Origin of the sequence: Synechococcus sp. B60.1, from assembly GCF_047462555.1 — a bacterium.
Lineage (GTDB): Bacteria > Cyanobacteriota > Cyanobacteriia > Thermostichales > Thermostichaceae > Thermostichus.
Genome location: NZ_JANSJN010000059.1, coordinates 1 through 18,279, shown reverse-complemented (window position 1 = coordinate 18,279; position 18,279 = coordinate 1). Strand labels below are relative to the sequence as shown.

General features: G+C 60.5%; 20 protein-coding genes, 2 tRNA genes and 1 pseudogene. 14 read left to right on the top strand and 9 right to left on the bottom strand.

The window, feature by feature from the left end; all coding sequences use genetic code 11:
- The first annotated feature begins 485 nt into the window (after positions 1-485).
- The 3 genes from NW863_RS08070 (at position 486) to NW863_RS08060 (ending at position 2,333) form a co-directional block, all read left to right on the top strand.
- Positions 486-557: transfer RNA gene (locus NW863_RS08070), tRNA-Val, on the top strand.
- 371 nt (positions 558-928) lie between these two features.
- Positions 929-1,702, top strand: a complete 774-nt coding sequence (locus tag NW863_RS08065; protein ID WP_414365711.1) for a PspA/IM30 family protein — start codon at positions 929-931, stop codon at positions 1,700-1,702.
- Positions 1,703-1,868: 166 nt separating this feature from the next.
- Positions 1,869-2,333 carry a pentapeptide repeat-containing protein gene (locus NW863_RS08060; protein WP_414365710.1) on the top strand — a complete coding sequence of 155 codons (465 nt, stop codon included), beginning with the start codon at positions 1,869-1,871 and terminating at the stop codon, positions 2,331-2,333.
- A gap of 12 nt (positions 2,334-2,345) precedes the next feature.
- Here the strand turns inward: NW863_RS08060 and cysQ are convergent, their stop codons facing one another.
- The 5 genes from cysQ to rpsP form a co-directional block, all read right to left on the bottom strand.
- Positions 2,346-3,149, bottom strand: a complete 804-nt coding sequence (gene cysQ / locus NW863_RS08055) for a 3'(2'),5'-bisphosphate nucleotidase CysQ (RefSeq protein ID WP_414365709.1) — start codon at positions 3,147-3,149, stop codon at positions 2,346-2,348.
- 11 nt (positions 3,150-3,160) lie between these two features.
- On the bottom strand, positions 3,161-3,922 hold the full coding sequence (hisF, locus tag NW863_RS08050; protein WP_414365708.1) for an imidazole glycerol phosphate synthase subunit HisF: 762 nt from the start codon (positions 3,920-3,922) through the stop codon (positions 3,161-3,163).
- 27 nt (positions 3,923-3,949) lie between these two features.
- On the bottom strand, positions 3,950-5,053 hold the full coding sequence (locus NW863_RS08045) for an ArsA family ATPase (protein ID WP_414365707.1): 1,104 nt from the start codon (positions 5,051-5,053) through the stop codon (positions 3,950-3,952).
- Entirely contained in the window at positions 5,050-5,325 is a 276-nt protein-coding gene (locus NW863_RS08040; RefSeq protein ID WP_414365706.1) for a KH domain-containing protein, read from the bottom strand. The genes NW863_RS08045 and NW863_RS08040 overlap by 4 nt, the downstream gene beginning before the upstream one ends.
- Before the next feature lie 63 nt (positions 5,326-5,388).
- Positions 5,389-5,835, bottom strand: coding sequence for a 30S ribosomal protein S16 (gene rpsP / locus NW863_RS08035; RefSeq protein ID WP_414365705.1), 447 nt, complete (start codon positions 5,833-5,835; stop codon positions 5,389-5,391).
- 457 nt (positions 5,836-6,292) lie between these two features.
- On the opposite strand from rpsP, the gene NW863_RS08030 reads away from it, so the two are divergent.
- Together NW863_RS08030 and NW863_RS08025 are read left to right on the top strand one after the other, a co-directional pair.
- Positions 6,293-6,466: a zinc ribbon domain-containing protein gene (locus NW863_RS08030; protein ID WP_414365704.1), complete on the top strand. Its 174-nt coding sequence runs from the start codon at positions 6,293-6,295 to the stop codon at positions 6,464-6,466.
- Positions 6,467-6,557: 91 nt separating this feature from the next.
- A complete protein-coding gene (locus NW863_RS08025) occupies positions 6,558-6,995 on the top strand; it encodes a TerB family tellurite resistance protein (RefSeq protein WP_414365703.1) in 438 nt (145 codons plus the stop codon).
- A 51-nt stretch (positions 6,996-7,046) separates the two neighbouring features.
- Here NW863_RS08025 and NW863_RS08020 read toward each other — a convergent pair whose 3' ends face one another.
- Positions 7,047-7,466 (bottom strand): metal-sensing transcriptional repressor, encoded by a 420-nt coding sequence (locus NW863_RS08020; RefSeq protein ID WP_414365702.1) that lies wholly within the window; start codon positions 7,464-7,466, stop codon positions 7,047-7,049.
- An 89-nt stretch (positions 7,467-7,555) separates the two neighbouring features.
- Between NW863_RS08020 and sds the strand changes: the two genes are divergently transcribed.
- Positions 7,556-8,527 carry a solanesyl diphosphate synthase gene (sds, locus tag NW863_RS08015; protein WP_414365701.1) on the top strand — a complete coding sequence of 324 codons (972 nt, stop codon included), beginning with the start codon at positions 7,556-7,558 and terminating at the stop codon, positions 8,525-8,527.
- Positions 8,528-8,542: 15 nt separating this feature from the next.
- Here sds and lepB read toward each other — a convergent pair whose 3' ends face one another.
- Complete coding sequence (gene lepB, locus NW863_RS08010) at positions 8,543-9,229, bottom strand: signal peptidase I (protein ID WP_414365700.1); 687 nt, start codon at positions 9,227-9,229, stop codon at positions 8,543-8,545.
- A gap of 126 nt (positions 9,230-9,355) precedes the next feature.
- On the opposite strand from lepB, the gene NW863_RS08005 reads away from it, so the two are divergent.
- The gene (locus tag NW863_RS08005; RefSeq protein ID WP_414365699.1) at positions 9,356-9,712 is read left to right on the top strand and encodes a hypothetical protein; all 357 of its coding nucleotides are present in this window, start codon (positions 9,356-9,358) and stop codon (positions 9,710-9,712) included.
- 129 nt (positions 9,713-9,841) lie between these two features.
- Here NW863_RS08005 and NW863_RS08000 read toward each other — a convergent pair whose 3' ends face one another.
- On the bottom strand, positions 9,842-10,909 hold the full coding sequence (locus NW863_RS08000; RefSeq protein ID WP_414365698.1) for a hypothetical protein: 1,068 nt from the start codon (positions 10,907-10,909) through the stop codon (positions 9,842-9,844).
- 182 nt (positions 10,910-11,091) lie between these two features.
- Between NW863_RS08000 and NW863_RS07995 the strand changes: the two genes are divergently transcribed.
- The 5 genes from NW863_RS07995 (at position 11,092) to NW863_RS07975 (ending at position 14,725) form a co-directional block, all read left to right on the top strand.
- Positions 11,092-11,829: a pyridoxine 5'-phosphate synthase gene (locus tag NW863_RS07995; protein ID WP_414365697.1), complete on the top strand. Its 738-nt coding sequence runs from the start codon at positions 11,092-11,094 to the stop codon at positions 11,827-11,829.
- Complete coding sequence (locus NW863_RS07990; protein ID WP_414365696.1) at positions 11,826-12,470, top strand: DUF3318 domain-containing protein; 645 nt, start codon at positions 11,826-11,828, stop codon at positions 12,468-12,470. The genes NW863_RS07995 and NW863_RS07990 overlap by 4 nt, the downstream gene beginning before the upstream one ends.
- 14 nt (positions 12,471-12,484) lie before the next feature.
- Positions 12,485-13,306, top strand: a complete 822-nt coding sequence (locus NW863_RS07985) for a biotin--[acetyl-CoA-carboxylase] ligase (protein WP_414365695.1) — start codon at positions 12,485-12,487, stop codon at positions 13,304-13,306.
- A 28-nt stretch (positions 13,307-13,334) separates the two neighbouring features.
- Positions 13,335-14,306, top strand: a complete 972-nt coding sequence (locus NW863_RS07980) for a M23 family metallopeptidase (RefSeq protein WP_414365694.1) — start codon at positions 13,335-13,337, stop codon at positions 14,304-14,306.
- Positions 14,307-14,644: 338 nt separating this feature from the next.
- A tRNA-Leu gene (locus tag NW863_RS07975) sits at positions 14,645-14,725 on the top strand.
- 96 nt (positions 14,726-14,821) lie between these two features.
- Here the strand turns inward: NW863_RS07975 and NW863_RS07970 are convergent.
- The gene (locus NW863_RS07970) at positions 14,822-15,835 is read right to left on the bottom strand and encodes a glycosyltransferase family 9 protein (protein ID WP_414365693.1); all 1,014 of its coding nucleotides are present in this window, start codon (positions 15,833-15,835) and stop codon (positions 14,822-14,824) included.
- 225 nt (positions 15,836-16,060) lie between these two features.
- Here NW863_RS07970 and NW863_RS07965 point away from each other — a divergent pair, with 225 nt between their 5' ends.
- Complete coding sequence (locus tag NW863_RS07965; RefSeq protein ID WP_414365692.1) at positions 16,061-17,221, top strand: DegT/DnrJ/EryC1/StrS family aminotransferase; 1,161 nt, start codon at positions 16,061-16,063, stop codon at positions 17,219-17,221.
- 426 nt (positions 17,222-17,647) lie between these two features.
- Positions 17,648-18,279: pseudogene (locus NW863_RS07960) on the top strand (DUF58 domain-containing protein); the annotation flags it as partial.

The window sequence follows — 18,279 nt, the reverse complement described above, 5'->3', positions numbered from 1 at the left end:
TTCAGCTCTACTTCAGAGACCCGGTACACGGGATCCATGAAGCAACTGGGGCAGAAGAAGAGACAAAAGCTCTGCTGCCAAGCGGGTGAGGAAACCCCACCCGCCTGCGCGGTGGGGTAGTTCATGCCATTGTGAAGCTATTGTGGTAAGGAGATTTCTGGAGCCGGAAGTAAAAAGTAGCTGGGGTGTTTCCCCATCTCTTCGCGTAAGCGGGCCGTAGGCCTTGAAGGTGGGGCGATGCCGTCCCCCACAGGCTTGCGCAATAGGGGAGTTCGATCAACTGTAATCGACCTAGCCAGATCTGCGGCTGGCTGAACAACAACTCAGAACCCTTTGCAAGCGCTTTTGGCCTTCCAATGGACAAGGCCGTAGAAGTAGTCGTCTTGGCAGCGCCGAGCGGCAAGGGGTAAGCCTCGAAGTGGCTTGCGGATGTGATATCATCAATTTCCAACCCTTGGGCAAATGCGCAGCCGCAGCTTCAGCGAGGGCTGTTAACTCAGAGGTAGAGTACCACCTTGACACGGTGGGAGCCGCTGGTTCGATTCCAGCACAGCCCATTGTCAGACCAGCCAAGAGAATCTGCCCAAGTTCGGAAAGTTCTCATCCGGCAAACCCTCTGGGCTTTCAGTGACCCCGACAATTTAGTGTCATCCACCAAAATCCAGGGGTGGGACATAAGACGGGGCGCGGCCAGAGTGGGCATTCGGGAACGCCCAACCCGAGAACAAGGGTTTCCAGGTGAGGAAGGGGCCCATCTCTGCAGCGGCTGTTTTGGCGGCTGGAGGGTTGGTCTGGGATTGGGCCGGATCCCCTGCGGCCAATTTCCTTGGATCCCAGTCAGGGATCCCTATACTGGAGTAGAAGCACTGGAAGGCGCCAGAAAGGCAAGGGTAGCATTAGGTCAGACTGCTAGAGGGGGAAACAACCGATGGGATTGTTCGATCGGGTCAGCCGAATCATTAGATCCAATATCAACGCGCTGGTCAGCAGCGCTGAGGATCCGGAGAAGATCCTGAACCAAACCATTCAGGACATGTCTGAGGATCATTACCAAATGCGGCAAGCAGTTGCCCAGGCCATTGCTGCCCAGAAGCGGATAGAGCGGCAGTACGAGCAGGCGCAGCAGAACGTTGACGAGTGGCAAAGACGGGCCGAGTTGGCCTTGCGCAACAACAACGAGGCTCTGGCCCGCGAAGCGCTGGTGCGCAAGAAGACTTTCGCCGAAACCGCCCAAAGCCTAAAGCGGCAGTTGGATGAGCAGACCAAGCAGGTGGAGCTCCTCAAAAGCAACATGACCAAGCTAGAGAGCAAAATCGCCGAGGCCAAGACCAAAAAGGATATGCTCATCGCGCGGGCCCGGGCGGCCAAGGCTTCCCAACAAATCAACCAGGTCATCGGACGGGTGGACACCACCAGCGCCTTTGCAGCCTTTGAGCGCATGGAAGAGAAGGTAAACGCCCTGGAGGCCCAATCAGCGGCAGTGGCCGAGCTGGCGGTGGACAGCTTGGAGCAACAGTTTGCCGCGCTGGAGGCGGGTGGAGCAGATGTCGATCATGAGCTGATGATGCTGAAAGCGGCGATGCAGGGCCAGTTGCCCGCCGGAGAGCGGAAAGTTTTGCCGCAAGCCCAATCTGCTGCCCCGGCTGAAAGCGAGGTAGATGCAGATCTGGAAAATCTGCGCCGCGAAATCGACCAGCTTTAACCATGGGAGGCCGTGTCTTCCGAAGGGTGTCTCCTCTGGGCTCAGGTGCGTTGGGATTTCCTGAGCTAGAGAATACAGGGTGGTAAGCTAGGCTGGAAGGGCCGTTGACCTGCCTCTGGGGGGGTTAGGGTAGCCTTCCTGCGTTTTTGCGAGAGAACCAACAGCGATGACAACAGCGAATATCAAACCTCTCCTAGACGCTAAGCAACTGTTGCAGGCTTATGCGTCTGGCCAGCGGGATTTTTCTGGAACCAACCTGAGCGGGGCGCAGTTGAGCGGCGCGAACTTGAGGGGCATTGTCCTGCGAGATGCCGACTTAAGTGGGGCGGATTTGCGTGAGGCGGATTTGTCGGGGGCGGATCTCTCCGGAGCCGACCTGCGCGGAGCCAAGCTGCGGCGGGTAAACCTAATCGGGGCCAAGCTGATCAAGGCCGATCTGCGCGGGGCCAACCTCTACCGGGCCAAGTTGCTCAGAGCTGATCTCAGCGAGGCCGATCTTAGCCGCGCCGATTTGCGAATTGGCGCCGATCTGCGCGGAGCCATCATCACCAACACCCGTTTTCGCGGTGCCCTCTACGACGAGTACACCAAGTTTCCGGATGGCTTCAACCCCACCGAAATGGGCATGTAGCTGGAGCCTCGCCTAGGGGATCAAGCCTTGCCACAACTGGGCGACGCCTTCGGCAGCCGCTACAAAAGGCGGGTTGTGCAGGTCGGGCTTGTTGTAGCGCAAGGGATCCCCTTTCAGATCTGTGACACTTCCCCCCGCCTGCTCGACGATACAGTGGGCGGCGGCGGTATCCCACTCCAGGGTTGGGCCAAAGCGGGGGTAGAGATGGGCGGATCCCTCAGCCACCAGACAAAACTTGAGGGCACTGCCCACGGACTTGACTTCGAGAGAACTGTAGCGCCGTCGCAGCTGTTCCAGGAATTGCTCCGTCTCCGGGCTGCGGTGGGAGCGGCTGGCCACCACCTGCAGAGGAGCCTGGGCGGGGGGGCGGGCCCGGATGGGCTCTTTGCCTTTGTAGGCCCCCAGGCCCTGCGCTGCCCTGTAGGTAAGACCGAGAGCTGGGGCATGGACGACACCTAGGATGGGGATCCCTGCCTCGACGAGGGCAATGTTGACCGTGAACTGGTCGTTGCGCCCGATAAACTCGCGCGTGCCGTCCAAGGGATCCACCAACCAAAACCGTCGCCACGGCTGCCGCTGGGTGTAGGGAATGCCGCCAGATTCTTCTGAAAGTACGGGGATCTCAGGGGTCAGGTCTTGCAGGCCCTGTAAGATCAGGCGGTGGGAGGCCAGATCCGCTTGGGTGAGGGGGGAGGCATCTGCTTTGAGTTCGACCTGCAGCCGTTCTTGCCGATAGAAGGGCAAGATGGCCTGCCCTGCCGCTTCTGCTAGGTGGCACACCTTGGGCAGGAGAGCAGCCAGATCTGGAGCCTGCACGGATCCCTCCCTTAGCGACGCACCGGAATGCCGTGGGCAGCCAAGTCGGCTTTGATCTGCTCAATCGTCACCTGACCGTAGTGGAGCAGCGAGGCCAACAGGGCTGCTTCTGCTCCCCCCTCTTGGAGAGCTTGGCGGATGTGGGCACAGTCTCCTGCTCCTCCTGAGGCGATCACCGGCACCGACACCACTTCGGCCACCCGGCGGGTCAGCTCTAGGTCGTAGCCAGCCTGGGTGCCGTCGGCGTCCATGCTGGTGAGCAAGATCTCCCCTGCCCCCCGCTCGGCCACGGTTTTGGCCCACTCCACCGCGTCCAGGCCCGTCGGCTCCCTCCCCCCGCGCACGTACACTTCCCAGCCGCCACCCTGAGGCTTGGCGCGGGCGTCGATAGCCACCACGATGCACTGGGATCCAAACTGACGGCTGGCCTGGGCAATGAGATCCGGATCCCGAACTGCCGCCGAGTTGAGGCTCACCTTGTCGGCCCCAGCCCGCAACAGTTGCCGGATCCCGTCCACATCGCGGATCCCACCTCCCACCGTGAGGGGGATGAACACCTGCTCGGCGGTGCGTCGCACCACCTCCAGCAAGATCTCCCGCTCTTCGTGAGTGGCGGTGATGTCTAGAAAGACTAGCTCGTCAGCTCCCGCCTGGTCGTAGGCCTGGGCCAGCTCCACCGGATCCCCGGCATCGCGCAACTGCACAAACCGGATTCCTTTGACCACCCGCCCCGCCGCCACATCCAGACAGGGAATAATCCGTTTGGCCAACATCGCCTTCTCCTCCGCTGGCGTGATGGCCTAGCCAAAGCTGATGACTAAGAAAGGCTCTTGAAACTTGGCCCCGCTTACCTGCCGGCCTGCCAGGCTGGGGGGCAGGAACAAGTTGCGCCGCTGATCCCCGGCGGTGATGGTCAGTTCTGGCCCAGATTGGCTCAGCTCGATTTGGGCCTTGCTAAAGCCGGGAAGAAACAGCTTCACGGTGCGGGATCCCTCGTCGATGGCTACAGGCGGCGGCACCTCCGGCGCCGCGAAAATCCCTCCTACCGCCTCTTCCAAAGCCGACCAATCGGATCCCTGGCGCCGCGGCAGGATGCGCACAGGCAGCGGAGAAAAATCGGCAGCCGACACCTCCCCAGGAACCAGCGGCACGACCCAGAGGCCACCCACTGTCAGCCCCACCATCTGGGCACTGCCCCAGAGGTAGCGGGCAGTCTGCACGGCCATCGGATCCGGGGTGGTCACCAGGTGGGCCAACACGCGACGAGGATCGGCGATGGCCTGGCGTCCCTGCTCGAAAATGTTGGTCATCCCCCCCAGGCGATTCGACAGATCCTCTAAAGATGAGAACTCCACGGTGCTAACCGACCGCAGCAGCGGCTCGGCAAAAGGGCGCAGGGTTTTGGCCAAGTCGGATCCCAAAAAAGCTTTAGAAGCCCGTCGCCAGTACCAACTGGCCACCTCCGGGATCCCAAAGGCCCGCAAGGTGGTCAGATCCCCTGGACCATCGTAGAGAATGCAGTCGTATTGGCCGCTGGCATCGTAACGGCGCAGCGCTTCCAGAGCCAGGGCCTGATCCATGCCCGGCAGCACCCCCAGCTCCTGACCGTAGATCTCCCGGAAAAAGGGAGTGCGTACGTATTGGGCTTCCAGCTCTTTGGCCGCCGTCCAGTACTGCTCCAGAAGCTGGGTTGTGCGCAACTGCACCACGCTCAAGTTGGCGGCAATAGTTACCGGCTCGCCGGAAAGCGGGATCCCACCCAAGAGCATCTCCAGCCCCGGCCCCGGCTGATGGCCGACCAACAGCACCCGCCGCCCCTGCTGGGCTGCCGCCCGGGCTACTGCCACAGTCAGGGTGCTCCGGCCGGTGCCCCCCTTGCCCAAAAAGGTGAGGATTTGGCTCATTCCCGCTCCTCCCGACCCCGCTCTCCAGATTCTCCATAGATGTCGATGTACAGCGATTGCCCCGCCAACTGAGCTGCCGCCATCATGACCTGCCGAATGGCTTGCAGGGTGCGCCCGCCCCGCCCCAATACCCGCCCGCGATCTTTGGGGTCAAAGGCCAGCCGCAGCCAAACCTTGCGCCCGCCACAGGTGGTTTCCACGTCCATTGGCGGTGGGCCGCCGCTGAGCAACGGCTCGATCAAGAGATGGACAAGGGCTTCGTAATCCGGCATGAGGAGCTAGACGACAGGGAAGAACAACTGCCGAGCCAAGCTTAGCCGAAAGTGCAGCCGCCCCTAAGCCTCAACCTGAGGTTTTTTCTCTTCAGCCTCTGGTTCCGGCTCCTGGGAGTTCGCCTCCGCTGCCGCTTCCGCAGACGCCTCAGGAAGATCCGCCGCTGCAGCAGGCTCCTCCGTGGACGGCTCCGGCTCAGGGATCCCAGCCTCAGGCTTGGCAATGGCTGGGATGCGAATCGCGGCAACCACTCCGCCCTCGCCAGCTTTCAACATCTCGTAGAGGCCGGCTTTTTTGAGGATCCCGTCCACAGTGTCTGTAGGCTGAGCGCCACGCCGCAACCACTTAAGCAGGCCTGCCGTCTCCAGAACTGTCTCCTTGGTGCGAGGGTTATAGTAGCCCAACTCCTCCAGCGGACGACCCTCACGGCGGGTCTTACTTTCAATAGCGATGATGCGATAACTGGGTTGCCGTCTTTTTCCGTAGCGCTTGAGCCGTAACTTAACCATGGGGTGTCTGCTCCTCGGGGGTGCTCCGCAAGCTGTAAAGGGTTACCAAGAGAAGAAAAGATGAAACAAGCCAAGCTGCCACCCCTTACCGCATCCCAGCGGAAGTCTTGGCGGCTGGCTATGACAGAGACCCCCTATTATAATCGATTGTTCCTCGGCGGAAAAAGGGCCGAATCGACACCAAGTGGCATTTTCATCTGAATGCACGGGATCCCTCACCGTCTATACGGTGGAGAGGGATAGCGCCCAATATACCTAGCATGACCCAAGTTTTGATTATCTCTTGCAAGCTCAAGGTGTCTGCCTCACAAGCCGCAAAGCTGGATGCGACCAAGGCCTACGGCCCGCTGGCGCGAGCGTGGACGAGTCAACCAGCAGTCAGACAGAGCGGCGGCGGTTGAGCAGTGAGGCCTACGGCCCGCTAGCGCGAGGGGCGTTCTAACCGTTGCGGTAGTTTGTGCACTACAAGGCAGCAAGAGCAGGAGTGAAGGTTGTGGTGGTGCCGCCTGCCTACACTTCGCAGACCTGTCACCGCTGCTTGTGGCTTGGCCAGCGGGAAGGGAAGCGTTTTCGCTGGGTCAACCCGGCCTGTTGTTGGGGAGGGGATGCGGGACGGAGTCCTTGTGAGTGAGCTTCAGGGCTACCCAAAACCCCACCCGCCTATGCGGTGGGGCAGTTTATGGCAAAGTTGAAGAGGAAACCCAAGCTCAGCAACAACCCCCATGGTCAACTACGCCGACTTGACAGATGAGCAGCGCCAGCTCTACCTCAAAGCCTTGATCGCGGTAGCCCGAGTGGACGGCCAGTTGGACGAAGAGGAGAGCAACTTTTTCCTGCAAATTGCCGAAGGGATGGGCGTCGAAAAACAGGTGGCCCAAAGCTACCTGGCCGAGGAGACGGGCGCAACCCTAGACCTCAGCCGGATCCCTCCTCTACACAATGCAGCCGGAGCCCTAATCCTGCGAGATTTGGCGGCGATGGCGGTGGTCAACAACGAGCTGGCGGAAAAAGAAGAGGCTCTGATTTTCGAGATCGGCAAAGCCATGCAATTCAGCCAGGAGGAGATCAACGAGTTCTTGGACTGGGCCTTCATGGGCCTGCAATGGCAACTGAAAAGCGCCGCCCTGCTGGAGCGCTACGCTGCCGACGGCAACAGCTAGCCTTGGCTTGAGCAAAGCCCAGCCTACGCCCATGGGAAAGGCTTGTATCCACTAGCTGATGTAGCGATCAAGGGCCCGCTGCAGCTCTTCCAGTTCCACCTCGATGTTGCCACTTTCGATGGCGTGGCGGATGCAGTGACGGATGTGGTCGTCAAGAATAAGGCGCGCCACCCGATCCAGTGCCCCCTTGACAGCGGCAATCTGCAGCAGCACATCCGGACAGGGCTGATCCTGCTCGATCATAGAGCGGATCCCGCGCACATGCCCCTCGATGCGAGCCAGACGATGGATTAGCTTGCGCCGCGACTGCGGGTCATGGTGGTGAGGCTGGGCTCGCCCCGATAGAGGTGGCTGCTCCAGCGCAAGCTCCCACTCCTCCTCCCAATCGGGTTCTGCAGGGAGCGGGGGGACAGAGCCGGTTGGAACTGGGGAAACGGGATCCGACATAAAAAAGCAGAGGACTGTTTGCATGATACCGCTCGCTTTTCCCCGAGAACGTTGGGGTGCTCTACAATAAGGGGAGATATGAAATTTTGTAAAACCTCTCATACTTTGGCTCCATGACCTCTGTGCTCTCCCCCTTTGGCCCTGTAGAAGCGGATCTGGAGCGTTTACGCCAGAACCTGTCGCGGCTGGTTAGCGCCAAACACCCAATTCTGGCCATGGCTGCCGAACATCTGTTTTCGGCGGGGGGGAAAGGGATCCGACCGGCGATTGTGCTGTTGATTGCGCGGGCTACCACGCCGGATGGGGAGATTACCCCACAGCATTGGCGCCTGGCGGAAATTACCGAGATGATCCACACGGCCAGCTTGGTGCACGACGATGTCATCGACACTGCGGACGTGCGGCGGGGCATCGACACAGTAAATACCCTTTTCGACAACCGCGTAGCGGTGCTGGCGGGGGACTACCTCTTCGGCCAAGCTGCCTGGTATTTGGCTAACCTGGACAATCTGGAAGTGGTGAAGCTCTTGTCCAAGGTAATCATGGATCTGCCGGAGGGCGAGGTACGCCAGAGCCTCACCCGCTTCGACCCGGATGTGTCGCTGGAGGAGTACCTGGCCAAGAGCTTCTACAAAACCGCCTCCCTCATATCCGGCAGTTCTAAGGCCGCCGGGCTGCTGAGCGGGGTCAGTCCTGAGGTGGCTGATCGCCTCTTTGACTTTGGCCGCGACCTGGGCATTGCCTTCCAAATCGTGGACGATCTGCTGGATTTCACCGCCTCGGCAGAGATGCTCGGCAAGCCGGTGGGTTCTGACCTCATCCAGGGCAACTTGACGGCACCGGTTTTGTTCGCCCTGGAGGAGTTTCCCCAGATGCGGGAGCTCATCCTCCGAGAGCTGGCCGAACCCCAGGATCTCCAGCAGGCCCTGGAGTGGGTCTACCAGAGCAATGGGATCCCGCGCTCCCGCCAGTTGGCGCGAGACTATGCCCGTCGGGCTGCCGAGGCGTTGGAAGTTCTCCCCGATTCGGTAGCCCGCCGAGCTTTGTTTCAAATGGTGGACTATGTGCTGGAGCGGGCCCGCTGAGAGACTTTTCCAGGTTTAGGTTCGACTCCCCGAAGCCTGCGCCCCTTCAGAAGAGAGCTCCGGATACTCTGGGGGGGTGAAAAAGTGCAGGCGATTGGGGGGCCAAAAGCGGAAGATGGTGTTGCCGATGATGTTCTCTTCCGGCAAAAATCCCCACACATGGGAGTCTTGGCTGTCGTTGCGGTTGTCCCCCATCACAAAATAGGAGCCGGGGGGGACGAGAAATTCGGATCCCTGGTTGGGCACGCCGGGGCAGCGCTCGCCCGGACAGGAGTAATTGGGGGGAGCGTAGATATAGTCCTCCTGGAGCGGGATGCCGTTGACGATCACCTTGCCATCGGCAATGCGGATGCGATCTCCCGGCAGGCCGATCACCCGCTTGATATAGGCACCGTCGAAGTTCAGCTTGGCAGGCGGGTAGAAGACGATGATGTCGCCCCGTCTGGGGGAGCTGAAGCGGTAGCTGACCTTTTCCACCACCAGCCGATCCCCTTCTTCTAGGGTGGGCAGCATCGAATCAGATGGGATCCAACGTGCTTCCGCCACAAAGGTGCGAATGCCGAAGGCCAACAGCAGCGCCAGCACCACTGTCAGCAAGTTCTCCCGCTGAGCCTGCCACCAGGTGCGGGAGCTGGAGCCGGCGGAGGTTTCCCCTGGCGACAGCTTGGGCTGGGGCAAAGACGTCGGATCTTTTGACGGCATGGCGGCTAGTGCACAAGACTGCACGATCTCAAGATTATCGCACCCAGCAGGAGCCAGCATCGAAAAGACGAATGGCCGCCAGTAGCTTACGATCGAGAGACACGTAGCCTGTAACTTGCAAACCCCATGACGATTTCAACAGAAGAACGCCTAGATCGGCTTGAGCGCTTGGTCGAGACCAACAGCCAAGCAATAGCCCACCTCAGCCAACAACAAGGGGAAATTTTGCAGCGGATCGATCGGCTCGCAGGAGATACTGGAAAGCTCTCAGAGCGTGTCGAGAAACTATCGGGCGACGTCGAGAAACTATCGGGCGACGTCGAGAAACTATCAGGTGACCTGGAAAAACTGACTTTTAAGTTCGACACCGCTCAGAGCATCGGGGAACGGCTGGAACGTCTAGCCACCAGCCTGATTGCCGGCGCCACCATCAGCATTATTGCCGGAGTCATTTTGGTGCTGTTGCGGGAGGGATCCCGTTAGGAAGAAGCCGCTCAGGTTGTCGTGGGAATGAGACGCCTGGGGCGCTGAGGAGAGGCTCCTGGACTCCTACAGGCAGGGATTGGGGCAGGAGAGCAATGGCCTGGCCTGCATCGAAATGCCCATGGGGGATCAACTGCCAGAGGTGAGTTTTTCCCAGTCCTGCTGGTGGATAGCGATCATCTGGGCCTGGGCCTGAATGGCCGCTAACGTCTCTGCCATCAGGAGCCAGTTGCTGTCAGGGGGAGTGGGATATTGCTTGAGCTTCCCCAGGGTGCTGCTAAGGGCCACTTGCAGTTGCTGCAGCAGTTGGTGGGTTTGTTGGGCCAAAGCCACAGTCTCGGAGACGCGGAGGCGGTTTTGGCCTTGCTGATACTTCTGGAGGGCTTCTCCTCGCAGAATGCTGAGGATGGCCCCTTCCCTGGGAGGGGAGCCTGGCCCGCTTTTAGAAGGCTGGGGGATAATGCGCAACTGCAGCACCAGTGGCTCCCCCCGGTACAGCCGCTCCGCCTCTGCCTGCTGCGGCTCCCCGATGAGGTTGGGATCGAGAGCCATCATCCGCTTCATGGCGGCGATCAACTTTGCCCGTATCGACTCCGAGAGTTCCTTGAACAGATCCCGCAAAATCCCCTGCTGGCGGTAGCGAACCCGGCACAGCACTCCCTCCTGGGGTTCTACAAAAATTTGCTCTGCTTTCTCGTCTAAAGCCCGCCGCAGCATTGAGTTCAGCAACTGCTGCACCGTCTCTTCCGATTCGTCAGCAGGAAGGGGCGGAGCCGTTGGCCGTGCCGGCAGCGGCTGGGTGGGAGTCGGTCGGCTGGGCGGCCCAGCTACGGGAGCAGGGACTTCCCGAGTGGTGCGGTTAGCGTGGACCTGCAGGCGGAGCTGCTCCACCTCTGCCGGGCTGGGTGGGTGGCTAAAGTAGTAGGCAATTAAATCCTGCTGCTGCTCAAAAGTAATTGGGATCGGCTCAACGGAGATCTGGGAATAGGCGAGCATCTTGCTCACGTAGTCCAACGCCGCCAAATCCTGGGGATCCACCATGCCCAAAATGAGGCTATCGGTATCCAGGGCCACGGGCACAACCTGGTAGTAAATGCAGATCTCCACCGGCAGGTACTGGGCAATCAGGGCCGGCACCCGCGCCCGGTCAATAATTGAGTGTGGTCCCACCGCCAGCGAGGCATTTGGATCAGTCATGGCAAGCCTGGAGTGGATCCCGCACAGGCGAGACGTCACTTTCGAGCATTTTGATCATAGAGTAAAGGCTGCCTCCCCCGCCGTCTGAACCCCACAGCATCCAGGCTCGTCTGACCAGCGCAAATTGAATAATGTAATACTAGGAGCATTCTAGAATCCTTTACACCCACAGCAGTCAGGCCTTGTTAAGTCTTGGAGTTAACATCGACCACATTGCCACACTGCGCCAGGCTCGCCGCACCGTAGAGCCGGATCCGGTGGCAGCGGCAGTAATTGCCGAGTTGGCAGGTGCAGATGGGATCACGGTGCATTTGCGCGAGGATCGCCGTCACATTCAGGATCGGGATGTGCGGCTGTTGCGGCAGACGGTGCGCACCCACCTCAACTTGGAGATGGCCGCCACCGACGAGATGGTAGCCATTGCACTGGAGATCAAGCCCGATTATGTCACCTTAGTTCCCGAGCGGCGAGAAGAGATCACCACCGAGGGGGGTCTGGATGTGGCAGGGCAGGTGTCGCGTCTTAGCGAGGTGGTCAGCCAACTGCAGGGATCTGGCATTCCCGTCAGCTTGTTTGTCGATCCCGATCCCATCCAAATTGCCGCCGCTGCCCAGGTGGGGGCCCGCTGGGTGGAGCTGCACACGGGACGCTATGCGGAGGCGTCCTCGGAAGCGCAACAAGAGGCGGAGTTGGCCCAACTTCGGCAGGCTAGCCAACAGGCGATTCAACTGGGCTTGCGGGTGAACGCCGGACACGGCCTCACCTACTGGAACGTCGGCCCGGTGGCACGGATCCCTGGCATGGAAGAGCTGAACATCGGCCATAGCATCATCAGTCGAGCGGTGCTGGTGGGGTTGGATCGGGCGGTGCGAGAGATGCGTCAGGCGATGGGATTAGGCTCAGGAGTAGGCCCGGCATGAACTCGGAGTACTACGGCTACGACAACGGCTACGACAACTACGTTCTCGACCAGGCTGAGGTCGAGCGCCTGCTGGATCTGCTGCCCGCCAGCATGCGGGAGAGTGTGAAGATCTTGCCGGCCTCGGAGCGGCAGACGGTGGTGATCAAGGGCCGTCGGCAAATGCCCTGGGAACGGCAGATGCGGCTGTTCATCAAGCCCTACGAGTGGCGACAGTTCACTCCCCTGCAGCGGGCAGGGCTGTTTCTCCACAAGGTGGGCTACTACAGCCGGGCAGCCTCGCGGCAAATCGACTTTTACCTGGCCATAGCGGCTCTGGGAGGGCTGAGCCTGATCTTCGAGGTCGTGCAGCAAGACCCGGTGGGGGCAACGGTTTCGGGAGGGTTGAGCGGCTTGGCGCTTTGGCAGTTGCGCCGCGACCAAACCAACGACCGCCGTCTTCTGGCCGCCGATGCCTACGCCGTGGATCGCCTGGTGTTGCGCGGGATCCCACGGCTGCAGGCGGTGGAGGCCTTAGGGCAGGCGCTGCACCTAGAGGCCCGTCTGGAGGGGCGTTCTGGCAACGACCTGTTGGACATGCTGCGCTACCAAAACCTGAAGCGGCTGGCCCAGCGCCCCGCAGAAGACATTGTGTTGAGCTAGGGCCGAGCCGAGCCATGCTTTCCCCTGCGCGGCTGGGATCCCTGGTGGGTCGGGGGGCCTGGGGGCATCACCTTCTCCAGGTGGCAGTAACCGATTCCACCAACCGGCTGCTCTTGGACTGGGGTCGTCGCTTCCCTCAGCCGCTGCCCCTGGGCACGGTTTTGGTGAGTACCCGCCAGCGGGCAGGACAGGGCCAGCATGGGCGAGTATGGCAATCGCCAGCGGGGGGGCTGTACCTGTCGGTCTGGCTGGGATCCCCGCCTCTTCGGCATTCGCTGCTGGAGTTGACCCTGACGCTGGCCTGGGGTGTTGCGGGCAGCCTACGACAGCGACTGGGGATCCCGCTGCAACTGAAATGGCCCAACGACCTAGTGGTGGTGGATGAGCAGTGTCCAGGTTCTCTGCGCAAGCTGGGTGGCCTCTTGGTGCAGAGCCGCTTTGGGGAGAGAGGGCAACTGCTGGGGCTGGTGGCTGGCATTGGGGTAAATGTCAACAATCCCGTGCCCGCTGAGGGAATCAATTTGGCCGAGATCTTGGGATCCGGGCAGGATGGCACTGCCGTTGCTGCCTGGGTCTTACAGGGGATGGAGCGCGGGTTTCAGATCTGGCTGCAGGAGGGGTTTGCTCCTGTGCGCTCCGAGTACGAAGCCTGGGCGGTAAAGCCGCAAGTTCGATGGCCCCCAGGAGAGACGCTGGCCACGGTTTTGGGCCTTGCCAGGGATGGGAGGCTGCGGGTACAAACACAGGGGGGGCTGATCCTCGTCCTTGCTCCCGACCAGGTGCGCCTGAGCTATCAACTGCCTATCGCCGGTGACCCTTCGTTTTCTGCTGAGTGACCTGTAGCGGGTGATGGATCCCTTGCCCATGTCGGCAAAGTCTTTTTGGCTGCGTCTTCCCTCTTGGCCAGGCAGCAGGTTGGCGGGAAGGGCGCGGTTGCTGCGGCGGCTAGGGCTGGGCTTAGGGTTGGGACTGGGCCTGCTCTGGTTCTCCTCCACCGCCCTGCTGGCGCAGACGCAACTCCATCCTCTGCCTCCCCCTCCCTCGGTAGGCCCGGCTCTGGACACCCCTGCAGCAGAAGCCCTGCTGTTGGATGGCGCCATTCCCCTGCCGGCGGGCAGCCCAGAGTCCACAGGCTTGGCGTCCGAACCTGGCAGCTCTCCAACTCTAGAGGCAGAAACCCGCGTAGAGACGGTGGTGGGGCGGGAAATGATCATGGAGCCGCCGGCGACCCAGAACTTGGCTGTCGATGCTCAGCCGGAAAGTGGGGTGCCAGTGGTGCTGATGGAGCGCAGCTCCGGTCGCCGCATCATCCTCATGCCGGGCGAAGAGATTCGCATTGAGGATCCCAGCCAACCCCAAACACCTGAACTGCCAACGCCGGCATTGCCCGAATTGGCGGCAGGCGAAGAACGGTTGCTCTATCCTTTGCCCCACCCCGTGCCGATTACCTCTGGGTTCGGCGTGCGGATTCACCCTATCCGCGGCCAGCCAGAGTTCCATGCCGGCGTGGATCTAGGGGCCAGCCTAGGCACGCCGATCCTGGCTTCGTTGAGCGGCAAGGTGGTGAGCGCGGGATCCTTGGGAGGCCTGGGAATTACGGTTGTGCTGGAGCATGCCGACAGTCGGCGCACGCGCTACGGCCACATGTCCGAAGTCGCGGTAAGAGCCGGGGAAGTGGTGGAACAGGGATCCGTGATCGGCTATGTGGGAGCAACCGGAGCGGTCACTGGGCCACACCTGCACTTTGAGCTGTGGAAGCAGACAGCGGGTCAAGGTTGGGTGGTTTTGGACGCCACAGAAGAGCTGAAGGTCGCCGTTGCCCAGTTGCCAGGTTAGCTTAATTGGCGGGAAGCCCCGCACTGTATGGGTAAATTGTGTTGACTCAAGAGCCAATCAGTGTCGGGATGACGGCCGTTCGTCCTACAATTGAGAAGAATAAGTTAACTCTCTGGAGAGTTTCCCACTGTGGATCGCACAGTGGCAGCACGCTAAGACCTCTGTACCAACAAGTCGGGGAAGCGTGAAGCCCGTACGCTATCGGTTCGCGCAGTGTGGTGTAAGCCATATTGTGTTGACTCAACAAAGATGAGTGTCGGGAGTCGTTCACGTTAGCATAATTGAGTAATTGAGCGGGATCCGAGTCGGCTAACAACTGGCCGGTGGGGTCAGCTTTTGCGGACGTGGCGGAATGGCAGACGCGCTAGACTTAGGATCTAGTGCCGCAAGGCGTAAGGGTTCAAGTCCCTTCGTCCGCATGGTCAAACAAGCTCCTCATTCCCGGCCCTTCTCCTAGGGGGAGAAAGAAAAAACTGTTAACCTTTTGGGCTGGTCTTGGGGGAAGTCTTCTGTCGCTAGCCGGGGAAGATCACTTGCAAGATTTGCTCAGGAGCAATCGAGTCGATCACTCCGTTGGCAGCCTTAACGGCGCGGAACGGCCCCTCAGCGGGCAGCAGCCGTTCCGGTTCAGTGGGGCCAAACAGAGCTACCAGAGGGGTTTGGGTGGCCACCGCCAGATGCATGGGGGCGCTATCGGTGCAAAGCAGCAGGGTTGACCCAGCGATCAAGGCCGCCAGTTGGCCCAGTTGGGGAGGACGACTGACTGGTAGATCCGGCAGTTGCGACAGAAACCCCTCCGCCAGTTTCTCATCCTCCGGCCCCAACAGCAGCACCAGTGGCAGCTCAGGGCGCTTTTCCCGGAAGCCCTTGATCACCCTGACCCAGTTGACGGGGGGATAGATCTTCTGAATTCCCTTCTCCTGTGACAGTTGGCTGGCGCCGGGGTGCAACAGCACATAATCTTTGGCAGCATCCCCTAGCAGGCGCTTGCGCTCTTGCTCCGCCCATTCCAAAGCTGTTTTTTTCAGGCGAATCTGGGGCAAGCCTGCCGGCGCCGCAATGCCAAACCCCTGTAACAGGTCGTGATACATGCTCGCTGCATATTGGGCCGGCTTCAGGGGCACCGGGTCGGTGAGCCAAGGCCGACCTGGACCCGGAGGGGCATAGCCAACCCGCTTCGGGATCCCGGTCAGCCAGAGCAGGAGCTTGACCCCCAGCCCTCTGCCCAGGCTCAGCACGGCGTCGTACTGCCGTTCCCGGATTCGCCCCAGCAGATCGCTGATATCTCCCAATGAAAGCTGCTCTTTGAACGGAAAGATCAGCACCCGATTCACCGAGGGACAGAGCTCGTAGGCAGCCGCCGACCGCGGCTCCACCATCACCTCCAGCTCAGCCTCCGGAAACCGCTGCCGCAAACTTGCCAGGGTGGGAAAGAAAAGAATTTGGTCGCCAATCCCTCCCGGCACCAAAGCTAGAATTCGGGGTGCTAAAGGCGCTTTGCCGCCAACTTGTTGAGAAGCAACCTGCATAGAGCATCCTGTCGATAGCTGTAGCTGTATCCAGCCTAGGGGATCCCTGGTCAGAAATGTACCGCGTTCACTCTAGCTTAGGCTCAATCCGGAGCGAGGCTGAATCCCAGCTGCTCGCTCAGCAACTGAGCTCCACAAAAGCCCAATTTGGTGCCAGAGCGTTGTCTCCACCGGCTCTTATCCTCGATGATGGGCTGTGGCCGCTACCCCCCAAAAGGCAGCACCATGACGGATGAGCCAATCCCGCTGCTGGATTTAACTTTGCAATACCGCGCTCTGGCTGCAACCCTTCTGCCTGAGGTGGAGGCGTTGCTGGCCTCTGGCCAGTACATCGGGGGAGAGGCGGTGCGGCGCTTTGAGAAGCTATTCTCCCAGTTTCTTGGCGGCGGCGACCTGGAGACCGTCAGTTGCAATTCCGGCACTGATGCTTTGGTATTGGCCCTGCGGGCCTTGGGGATCCAAGCGGGCGATGAGGTCATCACCACTGCCTTTAGCTTTTTTGCCTCTGCCGAGGCTATTGATTTGGTGGGGGCACGCCCGGTGTTCGTGGATGTGGATCCCTGCACCTTTAACCTGGATCCCCAGCTTCTGGCAAAGAGCATTTCTCCCCGCACCAAAGCCATAATCCCAGTGCATCTGTTTGGCCAGGCAGCCAACATGACCCAGATCCTGGCCATTGCGCGGCGACATGGGTTGGCAGTAGTGGAAGATTGCGCCCAAGCGGTAGGAGCCTGCTGGGGGGGCAGGCCAGTGGGCACCTGGGGCGATATCGGCTGCTTTAGCTTTTTTCCCACCAAAAACTTGGGGGCAGCAGGGGATGGCGGGGCAGTGGTAACCCGGGATCCGCAACTGGCCCGCCAGGTGCGCATCCTCAAAGAACACGGCCAGGTCTGTCAGTACCACCACGAATACATTGGCCTCAACAGCCGCCTCGACGCGCTGCAGGCCGTGATCCTCGCGGCTAAGCTGCCTTACCTGCGGGAGTGGAACTGGCGGCGGCAGGCCATTGCCGAGTCCTATCACCGCTTGTTGCAGGGGATCCCTGGCCTCATCCTGCCCCAGGTGGCGGTGGGGGGCAACTCGGTGTGGCACCAGTACACGGTGCGGGTGCCTGGCTCCCACCCAACCGACTCACGGCGGCGTGATGCTTTGCAACGGCAGTTGCAGGAGCGGGGCATTGCCAGCCGCGTTTACTACCCCATCCCTCTGCATCTGCAGCCGGTGTACCGCAAAAAGTTGGGGTACAAACCTGGGGATTTGCCCAATGCCGAACTCTGTGCTGCCCAGGTGTTGTCTTTGCCCTGTTTTCCCGAGCTGACCCTCCGGCAACAAGAGCGAGTGGCCGCGGCCATTGCCGAAATCCTCACAGAACAACCCTGCCCCTAGCCCCTGATCCATTTACGCTGCGAAGTACAGATATTCTCCGGCCAACGCAACGATAGCCACCTTGTCTTGGACGAAGTAGGAGGGATCCCTCAAAGGTCTGAGGAAAAACCCCAGAGCACCATCGCTAGCCTGTAACTGCTGTGCCACCGCAACTGTCCCGATTCCGCCTCGAAAGGACTCCGTCCTGCTGACACGAATGGCAGGAAGGATCCGACCAGTAAATTTGCGGGACTTGCCCTATCGCGTAGCTCAATGTTTGAGAATGTCCAGTACTCCCCCTAACTCCAGCGGAGGGTTGAGGGGCAAGAGTTAGCGGCACAGGGCGGCGGAGAAGGGATGCCAGTGTTACCAAAACTTAGCCAAGCAGCATTTCAACTCTTCCAATCCTTGCGGTGGCGGTGGAAGTTGGGGATCCGCTCTCCCCAGTTGAGGCAGCGGGTTCGTTTTCTGCGCCGCTTCCGCTTTACCCGCATCGGGGGTCGGTTTGTCGGGATCACCCTCCTGGTGAGTATTGCCGCCTTCAACACCGGCAACAATCCCCTATACCTGGTGCTGGGGATGCTGCTTAGCCTCATTCTCCTCAGCGGCCTCCTCTCCGAGCTCACCCTCAAAGATCTGGAGGTGAGCCGGCGGTTGCCCAGCCGCATCTTTGCCGGCCAGCCGGTCTTGGTGGGGCTGACGCTGGTCAATCGCAAGCGACACCTGCCCAGTTTTTCGCTGCAGGTGAGCGAACGCATCGAGGGGTTGAGGCAGACGGACTGGCCTTCCAGCTATGTGCTGCGGCTGGATCCCGGCAGCAGGGTGGAGACTTTCTATCAACACACCTTTTCAAGGCGAGGGGTGTGGCAGTTGCAGGGTTTTGAGATTGCCACCAGCTTTCCCTTTGAACTCTTCCGCAAGGCAGTGGAAATCGAGGACCCGCAGACGGTGATTGTGTTTCCTCGGCCTGCCCCTGTCCAAAACCTGTTGCTGTGGGAACAATTGAGCGGCGGTAGCCAGTTGCGCCCTCAGGCCGGCCAGGAGGGGGACTACCTTAGCCTGCGGCCTTATCGTCCCCA

What these genes read in the sequence shown, in the direction of transcription:
- NW863_RS08020 (WP_414365702.1), bottom strand. Translation starts at nt 7,466, where the DNA reads ATGCAAACAGTCCTCTGCTTTTTTATGTCGGATCCCGTTTCCCCAGTT.
- NW863_RS08040 (WP_414365706.1), bottom strand. Translation starts at nt 5,325, where the DNA reads ATGCCGGATTACGAAGCCCTTGTCCATCTCTTGATCGAGCCGTTGCTC.
- NW863_RS08065 (WP_414365711.1), top strand. Translation starts at nt 929, where the DNA reads ATGGGATTGTTCGATCGGGTCAGCCGAATCATTAGATCCAATATCAAC.
- NW863_RS07985 (WP_414365695.1), top strand. Translation starts at nt 12,485, where the DNA reads ATGCTTTCCCCTGCGCGGCTGGGATCCCTGGTGGGTCGGGGGGCCTGG.
- sds (WP_414365701.1), top strand. Translation starts at nt 7,556, where the DNA reads ATGACCTCTGTGCTCTCCCCCTTTGGCCCTGTAGAAGCGGATCTGGAG.
- lepB (WP_414365700.1), bottom strand. Translation starts at nt 9,229, where the DNA reads ATGCCGTCAAAAGATCCGACGTCTTTGCCCCAGCCCAAGCTGTCGCCA.
- NW863_RS07970 (WP_414365693.1), bottom strand. Translation starts at nt 15,835, where the DNA reads ATGCAGGTTGCTTCTCAACAAGTTGGCGGCAAAGCGCCTTTAGCACCC.
- NW863_RS08060 (WP_414365710.1), top strand. Translation starts at nt 1,869, where the DNA reads ATGACAACAGCGAATATCAAACCTCTCCTAGACGCTAAGCAACTGTTG.
- rpsP (WP_414365705.1), bottom strand. Translation starts at nt 5,835, where the DNA reads ATGGTTAAGTTACGGCTCAAGCGCTACGGAAAAAGACGGCAACCCAGT.
- NW863_RS07990 (WP_414365696.1), top strand. Translation starts at nt 11,826, where the DNA reads ATGAACTCGGAGTACTACGGCTACGACAACGGCTACGACAACTACGTT.
- NW863_RS07980 (WP_414365694.1), top strand. Translation starts at nt 13,335, where the DNA reads ATGTCGGCAAAGTCTTTTTGGCTGCGTCTTCCCTCTTGGCCAGGCAGC.
- NW863_RS08000 (WP_414365698.1), bottom strand. Translation starts at nt 10,909, where the DNA reads ATGACTGATCCAAATGCCTCGCTGGCGGTGGGACCACACTCAATTATT.
- NW863_RS08025 (WP_414365703.1), top strand. Translation starts at nt 6,558, where the DNA reads ATGGTCAACTACGCCGACTTGACAGATGAGCAGCGCCAGCTCTACCTC.
- NW863_RS08045 (WP_414365707.1), bottom strand. Translation starts at nt 5,053, where the DNA reads ATGAGCCAAATCCTCACCTTTTTGGGCAAGGGGGGCACCGGCCGGAGC.
- NW863_RS08005 (WP_414365699.1), top strand. Translation starts at nt 9,356, where the DNA reads ATGACGATTTCAACAGAAGAACGCCTAGATCGGCTTGAGCGCTTGGTC.
- NW863_RS07965 (WP_414365692.1), top strand. Translation starts at nt 16,061, where the DNA reads ATGACGGATGAGCCAATCCCGCTGCTGGATTTAACTTTGCAATACCGC.
- hisF (WP_414365708.1), bottom strand. Translation starts at nt 3,922, where the DNA reads ATGTTGGCCAAACGGATTATTCCCTGTCTGGATGTGGCGGCGGGGCGG.